The following is a 13,623-nucleotide window of genomic DNA, read 5'->3' as shown; positions in this document are numbered from 1 at the left end:
GGATCACCAACTTCTATTTTAATCGTACCGTAAAGATACTACCTTTATCCAATTCGCTCTGTACTTCGATAGTGCCACCATGTGCTTCGGTTAATTCCTTCACTGTCGCTAAACCAAGACCCGCACCGCCGAACGAACGGGAACGAGATTTCTCGACACGATACAATTTTTCGAATATTTGTTGCTGATTTTCAACTGCAATACCACACCCACTGTCTTGAACTTGTAAAACCGTATGCTTTTTATCTTGAAAAGCACGAACGATTACCGTACTGCCAGTTTCAGAATAGTGAAGCGCGTTGTCTAACAGATTAAGAATAATTTGTTCAAGTCGCATTCGATCCGCCACTAGAGGGAAATCGCGGACTTGTTCAATCAGCAACGTAATACCTTTCAAATCAAATGATGGTTGGACAAGTTGGACAATATCTCGGATGAACGCGTCAGCGGAGAATTCGGATTTCGTCACAGTGAACGTCATTTCATCCATTTGAGCGAGGTCCATTAAGTTTTTCACAAGTGTTTTTAAGCGCTCAGCCTCTTCTTCGATAATCGATAAGTAGTTAAATCGCTCCGTATCATTCAATTCTGTGCGCTGAGCCACTTTGGCATAGCCGATTAAGTACGTAAGGGGAGTGCCCATTTCGTGAGATACAGACGCGAGAAACTCTTTTCGTTCGCGTTTGACGCGGCTTAAATCATTCGATAATTTACGAATGGAAGCTGCTAGTTCTCCCAGTTCATCATTCGAAAACTTCGGCAAGTCCACATCGTACAATCCTTCGCTCATCTGCTCCGTCGCTTCTTTCATCCGAATGAGTGGACGTGTCAACCATTTAGATAGTAATAAGTAAACCATAAATAGAACGACAATACTGCCGCCACCAGCAAGTAGAAAATGAATATTGAGTTGATTGACAAGTTGACGTATAGGAATGGTACTTTGAAGCATGACGAGAGTCCCAGCATGTCCTTTCGCCTCATATGGATGCACGCTGACGAGGTAAGGAATCTTTTCCCAATCAACTGGCAATATAGTATCTTGCTTCGGTTGCTTTTCATGTAATTGATTCAAATAAGGCGTGAGGACCTCTTCATTTTCCAATGAATGCTGGACGATCTGTCCACTATCATCGAGAATAGCGACGTCTCGTTCACCACCGCTTTCCATTAGAATGATATGCTGCAACGTCGTTTCAGTATAATTATCTTCCAAGACATTTCGATGGTTGCTACCTGTTTTTAAAAGTCGATCTAGTTCTTCATCCACCCGAGCATGTGTGATGGTCTGATGTAAATACACCATCAGCAATGTATCCATTATAAGAAAGGAAATAATAAATGAAGCCGCTAACTTCGTTGAAATTTTCTTCATAGCATGCGCCCCTTTACTCTATTGAGCAGTATAAGATAAATGTATCGAAAATGTATGCAGAAAGCACCGATTACGCGCATGGCTGGCGGTAGTTGTACTAAAATCATGCAAGACTTTTTCCATTGGACGTTATTACAATTAAGGAGTTTCTAAGGAGTTTAGGGATTTAGCCCAAAGAAAGATAAGAGATTGTTATACTAGTATTAATTTTATGAAGGAGTGAATCTGATGAAAAAACAAGTACTTACACTAAGTGCCGCGTTTGCTCTAGTGCTTGCAGGATGTGGAGAGACCACGCCAAAAGAACAAGAACCTGCTAAGAGTGAAGAAACTTCACATAATGATATGGAAGGAATGGACCATTCTAGCGATGGAAGTATTCCTGAAGGTTTAATGGAAGCTGAAAACCCGACATACCCCGTTGGATCTGAAGCCATTATTGAAACGGATCATATGGAAGGGATGAAGGGCGCCGCTGCAACTATAGTGGGCGCATTTGATACGACTGCATATTCCATCAATTACCCACCGACAGATGGTGGTGAGAAAGTGATCGATCATAAATGGGTCGTTCATGAAGAAATAGAAGATCCCGCACCTGCTCCGCTTGAAAAGGGAACTGAAGTGACCGTACTCGCTGATCATATGGCAGGTATGGAAGGCGCGAAAGCAGAAATTGAATCAGCCGAGAAGACTACTGTCTATATGATCGATTATGCGTCTACTACAGATGGAGAAGAAGTGCAAAATCACAAATGGGTTGTGGAAGATGAGTTATCAGAACAGTAATTAACAAACGATAGAGTTGCCTAGCGCAGCTCTTTTCATTGTACTTACGTTCGGATCATGTACACTATACATAAAAGGCAGAACTTGCGCTACATGTTCTCTTCATAAGTACGGAATTTTGATCTTGCTAAACAGCTACCAAAATAAAATGAATAGGTCGTGATACGATGAAAGGAAAAATGATGGCTATGTTGCTACTGGTCACCGCTTTATTAGTCGGTTGTAGTAAAGAAAATGCTAATAACGAAGCACAAACCCCACAAGCACCACAAGAATCAGTGGACATTAAAGAATTAGTGAACGACTATACCGTTAGAAATGCTGTAGCTGCGTCTGCTTCTATTACATCGTCTGAACTGATCGTCACGGATGATGATAAAAAAGTTACAACGTACGATCTGCCAGAAGATGAGTTTTTTGTATCGATTGCTCCTTTCGTGAACACTACACACCCGTGCGACGTCCATAGTCTAACAGGTTGCCAAGGTGAACTCGTTGAGGAAGATTTCGATGTGCATATAGAAGATTCAGAAGGTAATGTAATTCTCGATGAAGTTAAGACAACTGAAGCGAATGGATTTATCGACTTATGGCTGCCGCGTGATGATACATTCACAGTCACAATCAAACAAGACACGAAAGAAACTGTAGCTGAAATTACTACATTCGATGGGGACAACACGTGCATCACCACTATGCGTTTGGAGTGATTTCGAAAGTAAACTTCATATGAAAAAAACTGTGCCGCAAACGTTTGCAGCACAGTTTTTTTATGTGTAATTATACTTGGTTAGCTTGATGCAATTGAGCAAATGTACCATTTTGGCGCAATAAATTTTCATACGTTCCTTGCTCTTCAATACCATCTTCGGTCATCACGATGACTTGATCGGCATTACGAATCGTTGTGAGACGATGCGCGATGATGAGTGTAGTACGATTAACGGCTAATTCTTCCAGTGATTGTTGAATAATGCGTTCCGTTTCGGTATCAAGTGCGGAAGTCGCTTCATCTAGAATGAGAATCGGTGGATTTTTTAAGAACATCCGAGCGATTGCCAGGCGTTGTTTTTGACCACCTGATAGTTTTAATCCACGTTCACCAATTTGCGTGTTATAGCCATTTGGCATACTACTGATCAAGTCAGTAAGATGAGCTTTTTCTGCAGCTTCAAATACTTCCTCGTCTGTCGCATGTAATTTACCGTACGCAATATTATCACGAATCGTTCCTGTAAATAAGAAGACATCTTGTTGCACGATCCCGATTTGACTGCGCAATGATTTCTGCGTCATTTCTCGAATATCTATTCCATCAATTGAAATAGACCCTTCATTGACTTCGTAGAAACGAGGGATGAGTGAACAAATAGTCGTCTTTCCAGCACCCGACGGACCAACGAACGCAATGGTTTGTCCAGCGTGAATCGTTAAGTCGATATTGCGTAACACAGGTCGCTCGACGTCGTAACCAAATGTCACGTCGCGAAATGTAATATCTCCATGTAGCTGATCAACGACTAGTGCATTTTTCACATCTTTAATTTCTGGATCTTGGTTAATTAATGCACGGAAACGACTAAAACCTGCCATCCCTTTTGGATATAACTCCAGCAAGGCACTTATTTTATCAATAGGCTTAATCAAAATATTGCTGAATAAAATAAAGCTGACTAATTCACCGTATGTTAATTTATCATTCACTGTGAACCAAGCACCGACAATTAAAATAACCAGTGTGACAAGGCGCGTGAGCATATACATCGAAGACGTAGCCCACGCCATGACTTTATACGCTTTTAGTTTAGCTAAGCGGAACTGATCATTGTCTTGTTGGAAACGACGTAATTCAAAATCTTCATTTGTAAATGATTTCACAACGCGTGAGCCGGACACAGAATCCTCAACCCGTCCATTGACATCTCCGATATTTTGATACATTTTATGCCACGCTGCATTCATCTTCTTATTAGAGAAGGCGACGACAACTGCAAGCAACGGAACCATTACGATGGCGATTAAAGCAAGCTCAGGGTTGATCGTATACATGATCCCAAACGCACCTAGAATGGTCATGACCGCAATGAACGCATCTTCAGGCCCATGGTGAGCTAATTCACCAATATCGAATAAGTCCGTCGTGATACGTGTCATAATATGGCCCGTTTTTGTATTATCAAAAAAACGGAAAGATTGTTTCTGTACATGTTCGAACAATTCACGGCGCATATCGGTTTCGATGTTAATTCCGAGTTTATGCCCTAAATAGCTAACAATATAATGAAGAAACGTACTCACTAAATAGACGAGCAATAGTAAAAAGCTGACGGTGATAATTCGATTCCAATCTCCTGACGGCAAGAGTCCATCGATAAACCACTGAACGGCAAGGGGGAAGGCCAGTTCAAGAAGGGCTACGAAAATGGCGCTGAAAAAGTCGATCAAAAACAAGCGCTTATGTGGCTTGTAGTAGGAGAAAAATTGTGTAATCATGTAGTAATTCCTTTCCGTTGATGTATTAGTAGTATAAGAGAAGACTGAAGAAAAATCATCTTAGACGGGTGTCATTAAAGGTGAAATAAATAATAGAAGGAACTTCACACACAGTCAAACGTACTGCCATACGATATATTCTGCTATAGGGGTTATTTGTCCCTGACCTGGTTTTGAACGGTGTAGCACCCAGTGGCGTGACGTTTTTTAAAAAATATAGTGTGTTAAAAACAATTTGGTGAAACATACTGAAGGGATTGGCTGTTCGCGTAAATGAATAAATCGCCTAACACATGTAGTTGTGATAAATGAACAGTTCTTAAAACAGTTCAGGATGATAAATGAATAGAGCGACATGGGAGGTTTCAGACATGAAAATCAACAGAATAGATCATGTCAGTATAAATGTACATGATCTAGCGGAGGCAAAAACATTTTTTCTCGATTTAGGGCTTGAAGTACATGCGGAATGGGAATTGGATGGGGAGCAGTTAGACAGAATAGTGGGTCTTACTCATGTGAAAACGACGTGTGTAGCATTGGGGATGCCGGACGGCCAGACGTGGATTGAACTAGTAAAGTTTTATTCGCCGTCAGATGATAAAGGTATACAGAAACCTTCTGCAAATACGCTAGGTATCCGACACATTTGTTTTGCCGTTGAAGATATTGAAAATATTGTTGCGAAATTAAAAAAGAGCGGTAAGGAAATCTTTAGTGAAATACAGCAATATGAAGAGAGTTATAAGCTATGCTACATTCGTGGTCCAGAGGGAATTATTTTAGAGCTGGCGGAAAAAATCAACTAAATGTCAAATGAGAAGTTAAATGATCTCGATCTCCAAATTTAAAGAAGTCTTCTAAAAACTATCGTATATCAATGAATAAGCGCAAAGTAGACACTTTGTTGATTGGAGTGGAAGATGGTGACTCCTGCGAGTTCACCGCACTTGAAACGGAAATCAACGGTTTCTTAAGACTGTTCTGTTATCGGATTGTATTGATGAATTGAATTAGTGACGTAAATCTGCTAATATTCGCAAGAACGTACATTCTTATTTTGAAAGTGAATAGGAGGATTATGATGAAAAAACAAAGGAAGTTAGTATTATTTATTGCTCAAAGTTTAGATGGTTATATCGCAACAAAAGATGACTCACTTGATTGGTTATTTAATGTTGAGGGAGAAGGAGACAATGGCTATTCGGAGTTTTTCGAAAAGATAGATACAGTCTTAATGGGTAAAAGGACATATGATTGGATTATGGAACAAGAAAAAGGACAATTCCCATATTCAAATAAAAATAGTTACGTTTTTTCCAGGTCATCTGTAACAGATACAAAAGATGTTACATTTATAAATGGGGATATTGTTAGCTTTACTAATAATTTGAAAAAAGAAGAAGGTAAAGATATCTGGATAGTTGGTGGTGGAGATATCCTACATACATTTTTAAAAGAGAACTTAGTCGATGAACTGATCGTAACAGTTGCACCTACAATCATCGGAGAGGGAATTCCTTTATTTAAACCAGACGATTATGAACTCGATCTTTCCCTAAGAGGTACTAGAACTTTCAATCAATTTGTTGAATTACATTATACAGTAAATAGATGAGTACGATTGTTTTACTGTTATCGGATGCAATCTACAACCCATTCAGTAATAGGCGCGTTTAACGTGGAGAACGATGGAGTGTAATTTACTTGATTGGGAGAAATTAGGGCGAATTCTATGAAAGAAAAGTAAGCCTACTTATAGTGGTTATGGTTGTAATCGTGCGTTCGTTAGTAGAATATTTAATTCCTGAAAGAAGCAGTATTGTATTTGTTGTAATCGCTGGATTGTCAGCCTTAATCGGCGGTTTGTTAGATAATAAACTTTTTCCGATCTTGAAGGTTCACCGCACGCCCTCCAAACGCGTCCGGCTGCAGCGCAGATCAACGGGTTGCAAGCAGTGTCTCGTTAAAGGGCGCAATTGTAGCACTATGTACATTTTATGTATAAGAACTAGTGTATTAGCAGAAAATTTGATAATAGGACAACTAACACATTTCAGAACAATGCCAGATCGTCTGAATAAGTATGTCACTAAAGTAAATGAAATAGGTGAGCCAATTTGGGAGACGAAAATAGAGAAAATCAAACGATGCAAGTGATGAAAAAAGGAAGTGTAACTGCTTTTCTTAAAGAATCTCTTAAAGGGATATCCCAAATCATTTATATTGAAAACACGGTAACGGGTCTTCTGATTTTATTAGCTATTACGGTATCTTCGTTTTCATTAGGGGTTATTGCAGGCTTATCCGCCATGATTGGCACATTGGTGTCGAAAGTAGGCGGTGCAGATCAAACATGGATCAGTAAAGGTTTGATGAGCTATAATTCTGTGCTTTCCGGATTAGTACTACAAACATTTTTAACCGGACCGAACGCTTGGGTTGTGGCATTGGTAGGAGCGGCAATCACTGCGATATTCACAGCGACGTTAATGTATTTCTTAGGCAACTTCGGCATCCCGATCCTGACGTTACCATTTATCTTATCCACGTGGTTTATACTGCTTTCATCTTATAAACTCGATAGTATCAAGTTAAATGAGTCACTGGTTCCTCAAAGTGTAGCGAATTGGGAACTGCATGTAGAAGGCGAAATTGATCTGTTCCAAGCAATTTTCAATGGAATCGGTCAAATCTTTTTTCTTACTGAAACCATACCCGGTCTTTTATTATTCATAGCGGTTTTTTGGGCTAGCAGGAAAATGGGCATATACGCGGTCATCGGAAACGTGGTCGCTTGCGCAACAGCTCTTGCTTTAGTCGGAGAACATACGTTGATCATGTTAGGGTTATATGGCTACAACGCTATTTTGACCATTCTAGCCGTATCGGTCGTATACAACACGAAGGAAAATCGCTATGCACCGATTACCGGTGTGCTAGCGGCATGTATTACAGTTCCTCTCATGGCTAGTGTCAGCATTTGGTTATTACCGTTTGGACTTCCCGCATTGACGATGCCATTTGTACTGAGCACTTGGTTAATACTAGGGGCTAGAAAAGTTCTACCGAATTTATAATGGCTCCATAGTGAAAAATATAAACCGTTAGACAGGACAAATGCATACGAACATGAAATAATGATAAAATGTGGTAAATCTAGTGAGAAAAAAGGAGAGACTAATGTTTACATTAAATAAGAAAATGCTTGTACTTTTTATGGTACTTGTGTTGATTGTGGCAGGTTGTAGTAAAAAAGAGGATGTTAAAGAAGCAACTCCAACTAAAGAGAATCGCCTCATTTATGCTTCTGAAGAAGAGTTCGAAGGGCTAAACCCGATCCTCGAAGAAACGAACTTAGATGCATTATTGTTTCGTGGAGTCATGCGATTTGATGAAAATAATAAAGTAGGTACGGACATCGCAGACTCGTTCGATGTATCAGAGGATAAACTTACGTATACGTTTACGTTAAAAGAAGGTATTACATTCCATGATGGGAAAGAACTTACAGCAGAAGATGTAGTGTTCACGATAGAAAGTATTATGGATGATCAAAACGCTTCATTTTTGAAATCTGATTTTGAAGAAGTGAAATCTACCAAAACGCTGGATAAATATACTGTAGAAGTTACATTAAAACAGCCATTTACACCTTTACTAGACAAGTTAACTGTACCCATCCTTCCGAAACATGCTTTTGAAGGAGTCGATATGAGAACGGCGGACTTTAACAGCCATCCGATTGGTGCGGGACCATATAAGTTTGATAATTGGGACCGTGGCAATGCGTTGACACTACAGGCCTATAGCGACTTTTTTGGAACGAAGCCTTCGATTGAAAAAGTGATATTCAAGTTTATTCCGGATAGTAATGTCCGTGCACTTCAGTTGAAGTCGGGTGAAGTGGATGTTGCACTTTTGGATCCTGTACAAGTTGAAAACTTGCAAAAAGAAGAGAACTTGACTATTTACGATATGGAGTCGTCCGATTACCGTGGCATTTTATTCAATATGAATTTGGACTTTTGGAAAGATGTTAATGTGCGTCGTGCGTTTAGTTATGCAACCGATCGAGAACAAATCGTAAAAGGTATTTTAAAAGGACATGGTTCTGTTGCCTATTCACCATTGCAAAACCATGAATTCCATAATGATCAAATAGAAAAGTACACATATGACGTGGAAAAAGCGAATGCGCTGTTAGATGAAGCAGGTTGGATAGAAAAAGAGGACGGTATGCGTTACAAAGACGGAGAAAAACTATCCTTTACGATTACTACACCGGCAAGCGATACTGTTCGTACGAACATGGCAAATTACGTTGCCGAAGGTTTTAAGGACATCGGTGCGGATGTAAAAGTAGCTGCACTTGACTGGAGCGCGATTACGATTGAAGACGCAGATGCGTTCATGGTGGGTTGGGGCAGTCCCTATGACGCGGATCATCATACGCATATATTGTTCCATACGAATGAATCGAGTATAAATAGCACCGGTTATAACTATGGTAATTATTCGAATGAAAAAGTGGACGAACTACTTGAAAAAGGACGTACCACGACGGATCCGGATGAACGGAAAGCAATTTATATGCAGTTCCAAGAAGAATTAGCGAAAGATCCGGCATTTGACTTTATAGCCTACGAAAATGCAGTGTATGGTATAAACAAAAATGTAAGTGGTGTGAAAGAACGAACGCTAGGTCATCATGGATCTGGTTTCCTCTGGAACGTCGAGGAGTGGAAGTGGAATGATCAGTAAATGGGTAGGGAAGCGAATGGTGATGGGGATTGTAGTCCTCTTCATCGTTAGCTTCCTCTCTTTTTTCATTATGCAAGCAGCGCCTGGAGATCCTGCTGCGGCTTTTTATGGAGGCAATGCGCAGACGTTAACCACAGCTGAAAAAGAACGCATTACCCGTGCGTATGCATTAGACCGTCCGGTAGCTGAGCAGTACGTTGCTTGGCTAGGTGAAACAGTTAAAGGGAATTTAGGGATTTCTTCCAAAGAAGGTAGACCCGTTTCCGACATCATCGTGGAACGGCTACCGAACACGCTACTATTATTTAGCGTAACGATGTTTTTTATTGTCATGGGTTCCCTTTGGCTTGGCACAGTGGCGGGTATGAAGGCAGGTTCTATGTGGGATAAAGGTCTTTCCACATTTAGTATCGCAACGTCTTCCATACCTGCCTTTTGGCTTGGTATTCTGTTCATCTACTTCTTTGCTGTGAATCTAGGGATTCTTCCTTCTTCTGGGTCGGGTGATGTAGAGGGTACTGGCGGTGTGATCGATAAAATCCGTCATCTCATCATGCCTGCGGGTGTGCTGATTGTAACGCATGTAGGGATTTATGCACGTTTTCTGCAGGAAAGTATCAAGATAGAAAACGGTCAATACTATGTGAAGGTGGCACGCGCAAATGGTGTAATGGAAAGGTTCATTCGAAAAGGAATCGTGCGTAACGCCTCCATTCCTTATTTGAATTACATCGCTATGACCATTCCGTCGTTCTTTGGTGGTTCTATTATTGTGGAATCATTGTTTGCTTGGCCTGGATTAGGGCAATTGACGGTCAAAGCAGTCGCAACGAAGGATTACCCATTGTTAATGGGCAGCATCATGGTGACGGGCATCCTAGTCGTGATGACATTATTTATTGTCGATCTCATTATGTACGCTATGGATCCGAAGTTGCGTAAAGGAGGTATCCGGTAAATGAAGTCACGGAAAGCACTTTTATTTTGGTGCAGCCTTCTTGGATTGATTATCTTTTTGACGGTATTTTCAACTATACTGGACCCATACAGTCCGAATGATATGAACATGGATGAAATATATAGTGCCCCGAGTAGTGATCATTGGTTAGGAACGGATCATTTAGGTCGGGACGTTTTCTCGCGTTTATTAGAAGGTGGGAAAGTGACGTTAGCTGTCGCAAGTGGTTCGGTTATTTTGTCGCTAGTGATTGGAATTGTCTATGGCGGTATTAGTGGATATTTTGGCGGCGTGATCGATACCGTCATGATGCGATTATTGGAAGCTTTGATTACCATTCCAGCTCTAATTATTATTTTAGCGTTCCAAGCATTTTTGCAAGGCGGTATGTGGGGCATGGCACTTCTCATTGGGTTGACGGGATGGCTTGTTACCGCAAGAATAGTCCGTTCGGAATTCATTCGGCTCAAAGAAGAAGAGTTTGTTAAAATGGCTAGCATGCTAGGGACACCTGTTTGGAAAATTCTATGGGGTCATTTGCTACGCAACAGCCTACCTGCCATTTTTGTCGTGACGTTATTTAATTTTGCGAGCGCGATCTTTATGGAAGTATCACTTAGTTTTCTTGGCATCGGTATACCGCAGTCGATTCCATCATGGGGGAATATGTTGTACTACGCGCAAAACGATATTTTAATTGGCGCTTGGTGGATTGCATTATTTCCAGGCATTATGATTTTCTTGACTATTCTAGCGATTAATTTTATCGGAGAGGCGTGGAAAAATCCGGAGCGGAGGCGTGTTCATGATTGAAGTAAGAGACCTCTCTATTACAATGAAAGGTAAGCACATTACGCATCACGTTGAGTTCACTATAGCGCGTGGAAAAATCACGTCGCTGATTGGAGAAAGTGGTAGCGGAAAGAGTATGACGGTATCCGCTGTGCTTGGTATGCTACCAGCAGATGCCAAAGTAAGCGGAGCCATCATGTACGAAGGTCGAAACCTATTGGATATGTCTGATCAGGAGATGGAAAGCGTGAAGAAGCAAGATATTTTCACGATATTCCAAGACGCATCGAACAGTTTTAATCCGTCCGTGAAAATGAGGCATCAACTGTATGCATTCTCGGGGAAACGTGTTGGCGATACGTTACAAGTATTTAATGAAAAAATGCTTTCAATTTTAGACAAGTTGGGCTTATCCTGGGAAGTTGTCGAGCGCTATCCTTTTCAATTATCAGGCGGAATGTTGCAAAGATGTATGATTGCGTGCGCATTTTACGTGGAACCTGCTTTACTCATTGCAGACGAGCCTACATCTGCACTGGATATGGTGTTGCAAAAAGAATTCATTGAATGGCTCATTCGTCTCAATGAAGAACGGGGTACGACGATTCTTCTCATTACCCATGACCTGGACATCGTCGCTGAAGCCGCTCATGAAATGGCCGTTATGCAGCAAGGAAGCATTGTGGAAACGGGGAAGGTGGAAACCGTTTTCTGGAATGCCCGTCATGCCTATACAAAGCGGTTGTTGGAGAGTAGATTTTAGGAGTGGACGCCAGATGTTAGAAGTATCGAATGTTTCTAAGAGTTACTACAATGGACGCCAGACGAAAAAAGCGTTGAATGGAATAGATTTAACTGTGAGTAAAGGGGAAGTTGTAGGTTTAGTAGGAGAGAGCGGTTGTGGAAAGAGTACGCTCGCGCGTGTCGTGATGCAACTTGAATTAGCCGACAGTGGTTCCATTGCATTCAATGGTAAATTGGTTACACGGAAAAGCCGGAAATCATTTTATCAAGCAAGCCAATTAATTTTTCAAAATGCATCGGCAGCGCTGAATCCTTCCTGGACTGTGCGCGAAATATTGCTAGAGCCTCTTCGCCTGATGAAAGGAGATCGTGAAGCATATATTCGACGAATGCTTGGAAGAGTCAAATTATCGGAAACGCATTTACATAGATATCCTTCACAATTGAGTGGCGGTGAGCAGCAGCGTGTCAACTTGCTTCGTTCATTGTTAGTCGAACCCGATTTGCTCATTTGCGATGAAATCGTATCCAATTTGGATCGATTGACTCAAAGGGAAATCATTGACCTGCTTCTAGAACTCAACCGAGAAATGGATATGTCGATTTTATTCATTGCGCATGATCTGCAGGCTGTCATGTATGCATGTGATCGAATATATGTGATGAAGGATGGACGAGTGGTGGATGAGAGTGCGAAAACAGATGGAGTATTTTACTTTTCTCATTGCTATGCGAGGCAACTATTCGCCTCTGTATTAGGGAATCGAATGAGAGAGTAGAGTACTACACGGATGTACTGTATTTGTTATCTATTGACAGTTTCTCACGTTCCCGCTCATAATAAATGGCATACGGAATGCTTGATAAGCATACCGTTGATGTAGTGAAAGTCAAAGTGTTGGCGGAAAGTGTGGTAAATGAATAATATGGCATTCAACTTACTATGTGGAGGAGGATTTACATAATGGAAATGATTAACCAATATATTAACCAAACGTTCGTATCAACTGATCAAGTTCTCGAGGATGTGCTGTTATCTATCCAAGAAAATGGTATGCACCCGATCTCGGTTTCTCCAGCTTCGGGCAAAGCGCTGACGATGCTCGTTTCGTTGACTGACGCAAAAAATGTTCTTGAAATTGGTGCGCTTGGCGGATATAGCGGTATATGTCTTGCGAGAGGATTGACGAAGGAAGGGCATTTGACTTCAATGGAACTAGAGGAATCATTCGCAAAGTTAGCCAACTCTAATTTAACGAAGGCAGGCTTTGGCGAACAAGTAACGTATAAAACCGGACCTGCTTTAGACAGCTTAGAAGCGTTGAAAGCAGAAGGAAAAACGTTTGATTTCTTTTTCATTGATGCGGACAAAGAAAATTATCGAAACTATTTAGATCGCTGTTTAGAGCTTGCTGAACCGAATGCGGTGATCGTAGCCGATAACGTGTTGGCGGGTGGTACAGTAGCCGACGCGTCCATACAAGGTAAACACTTTACGGACAATATGCGGGAGTTCAATGAATACACAGCACGGCATCCTCGTTTGACGTCAGTATTGTTGCCAATCGGTGATGGATTGACGATATCGCAAGTTAAACGGCTCCGGTCGTAGAAAAGTCCAAGTATATAGCTAGCCTGAAGACGGAACTTTACCATCTTCAGGCTAGCTTTTTTCATTTGATATATACGTGAGCACTCATTGTAGTGG

13 protein-coding genes are annotated in these 13,623 nt (G+C 41.1%); 11 read left to right on the top strand and 2 right to left on the bottom strand.

The features are described from left to right. Positions 1-13: 13 nt before the first annotated feature. The gene (locus tag SporoP8_RS01310) at positions 14-1,375 is read right to left on the bottom strand and encodes a sensor histidine kinase (RefSeq protein WP_085130841.1); all 1,362 of its coding nucleotides are present in this window, start codon (positions 1,373-1,375) and stop codon (positions 14-16) included. A 228-nt stretch (positions 1,376-1,603) separates the two neighbouring features. Between SporoP8_RS01310 and SporoP8_RS01305 the strand changes: the two genes are divergently transcribed. After that, positions 1,604-2,164, top strand: a complete 561-nt coding sequence (locus SporoP8_RS01305; RefSeq protein ID WP_085130839.1) for a YdhK family protein — start codon at positions 1,604-1,606, stop codon at positions 2,162-2,164. A 167-nt stretch (positions 2,165-2,331) separates the two neighbouring features. Continuing rightward, entirely contained in the window at positions 2,332-2,874 is a 543-nt protein-coding gene (locus SporoP8_RS01300; protein ID WP_085130837.1) for a CueP family metal-binding protein, read from the top strand. A 70-nt stretch (positions 2,875-2,944) separates the two neighbouring features. Here the strand turns inward: SporoP8_RS01300 and SporoP8_RS01295 are convergent, their stop codons facing one another. Then, positions 2,945-4,657: an ABC transporter ATP-binding protein gene (locus tag SporoP8_RS01295; RefSeq protein ID WP_085130835.1), complete on the bottom strand. Its 1,713-nt coding sequence runs from the start codon at positions 4,655-4,657 to the stop codon at positions 2,945-2,947. 371 nt (positions 4,658-5,028) lie between these two features. On the opposite strand from SporoP8_RS01295, the gene SporoP8_RS01290 reads away from it, so the two are divergent. From SporoP8_RS01290 to SporoP8_RS01250, 9 genes are all read left to right on the top strand, one after another. Then, positions 5,029-5,466: a VOC family protein gene (locus SporoP8_RS01290; RefSeq protein ID WP_085130833.1), complete on the top strand. Its 438-nt coding sequence runs from the start codon at positions 5,029-5,031 to the stop codon at positions 5,464-5,466. 275 nt (positions 5,467-5,741) lie between these two features. Beyond that, positions 5,742-6,275, top strand: coding sequence for a dihydrofolate reductase family protein (locus SporoP8_RS01285; protein ID WP_085130831.1), 534 nt, complete (start codon positions 5,742-5,744; stop codon positions 6,273-6,275). Positions 6,276-6,777: 502 nt separating this feature from the next. After that, entirely contained in the window at positions 6,778-7,737 is a 960-nt protein-coding gene (locus SporoP8_RS01280) for an urea transporter (RefSeq protein ID WP_232319179.1), read from the top strand. Between the two features lie 103 nt (positions 7,738-7,840). After that, positions 7,841-9,421 (top strand): ABC transporter substrate-binding protein, encoded by a 1,581-nt coding sequence (locus SporoP8_RS01275; protein ID WP_085130829.1) that lies wholly within the window; start codon positions 7,841-7,843, stop codon positions 9,419-9,421. Next, complete coding sequence (locus SporoP8_RS01270) at positions 9,411-10,379, top strand: ABC transporter permease (protein ID WP_085130828.1); 969 nt, start codon at positions 9,411-9,413, stop codon at positions 10,377-10,379. Before SporoP8_RS01275 ends, SporoP8_RS01270 begins: the two co-directional genes overlap by 11 nt. After that, positions 10,380-11,192: an ABC transporter permease gene (locus SporoP8_RS01265; RefSeq protein WP_085130826.1), complete on the top strand. Its 813-nt coding sequence runs from the start codon at positions 10,380-10,382 to the stop codon at positions 11,190-11,192. Next, the gene (locus SporoP8_RS01260) at positions 11,185-11,934 is read left to right on the top strand and encodes an ATP-binding cassette domain-containing protein (protein ID WP_085130824.1); all 750 of its coding nucleotides are present in this window, start codon (positions 11,185-11,187) and stop codon (positions 11,932-11,934) included. The genes SporoP8_RS01265 and SporoP8_RS01260 overlap by 8 nt, the downstream gene beginning before the upstream one ends. Positions 11,935-11,947: 13 nt before the next feature. After that, positions 11,948-12,694: an ABC transporter ATP-binding protein gene (locus SporoP8_RS01255; RefSeq protein ID WP_085130822.1), complete on the top strand. Its 747-nt coding sequence runs from the start codon at positions 11,948-11,950 to the stop codon at positions 12,692-12,694. A gap of 185 nt (positions 12,695-12,879) precedes the next feature. Then, a complete protein-coding gene (locus tag SporoP8_RS01250) occupies positions 12,880-13,527 on the top strand; it encodes an O-methyltransferase (RefSeq protein ID WP_085130820.1) in 648 nt (215 codons plus the stop codon). The last annotated feature ends 96 nt before the right edge of the window (positions 13,528-13,623 follow it).

Source organism: Sporosarcina ureae, from assembly GCF_002101375.1.
In the GTDB taxonomy this organism is placed as follows: domain Bacteria; phylum Bacillota; class Bacilli; order Bacillales_A; family Planococcaceae; genus Sporosarcina; species Sporosarcina ureae_B.
The sequence above is the reverse complement of the archived record's forward strand: the minus strand, read 5'-3'. Positions and strand labels throughout refer to the sequence as shown.

Excerpts from the sequence above, each read along its gene's own strand:
- SporoP8_RS01310 (WP_085130841.1), bottom strand. The coding sequence starts at position 1,375 with ATGAAGAAAATTTCAACGAAGTTAGCGGCTTCATTTATTATTTCCTTT.
- SporoP8_RS01305 (WP_085130839.1), top strand. The coding sequence starts at position 1,604 with ATGAAAAAACAAGTACTTACACTAAGTGCCGCGTTTGCTCTAGTGCTT.
- SporoP8_RS01300 (WP_085130837.1), top strand. The coding sequence starts at position 2,332 with ATGAAAGGAAAAATGATGGCTATGTTGCTACTGGTCACCGCTTTATTA.
- SporoP8_RS01295 (WP_085130835.1), bottom strand. The coding sequence starts at position 4,657 with ATGATTACACAATTTTTCTCCTACTACAAGCCACATAAGCGCTTGTTT.
- SporoP8_RS01290 (WP_085130833.1), top strand. The coding sequence starts at position 5,029 with ATGAAAATCAACAGAATAGATCATGTCAGTATAAATGTACATGATCTA.
- SporoP8_RS01285 (WP_085130831.1), top strand. The coding sequence starts at position 5,742 with ATGAAAAAACAAAGGAAGTTAGTATTATTTATTGCTCAAAGTTTAGAT.
- SporoP8_RS01275 (WP_085130829.1), top strand. The coding sequence starts at position 7,841 with ATGTTTACATTAAATAAGAAAATGCTTGTACTTTTTATGGTACTTGTG.
- SporoP8_RS01270 (WP_085130828.1), top strand. The coding sequence starts at position 9,411 with ATGATCAGTAAATGGGTAGGGAAGCGAATGGTGATGGGGATTGTAGTC.
- SporoP8_RS01265 (WP_085130826.1), top strand. The coding sequence starts at position 10,380 with ATGAAGTCACGGAAAGCACTTTTATTTTGGTGCAGCCTTCTTGGATTG.
- SporoP8_RS01260 (WP_085130824.1), top strand. The coding sequence starts at position 11,185 with ATGATTGAAGTAAGAGACCTCTCTATTACAATGAAAGGTAAGCACATT.
- SporoP8_RS01255 (WP_085130822.1), top strand. The coding sequence starts at position 11,948 with ATGTTAGAAGTATCGAATGTTTCTAAGAGTTACTACAATGGACGCCAG.
- SporoP8_RS01250 (WP_085130820.1), top strand. The coding sequence starts at position 12,880 with ATGGAAATGATTAACCAATATATTAACCAAACGTTCGTATCAACTGAT.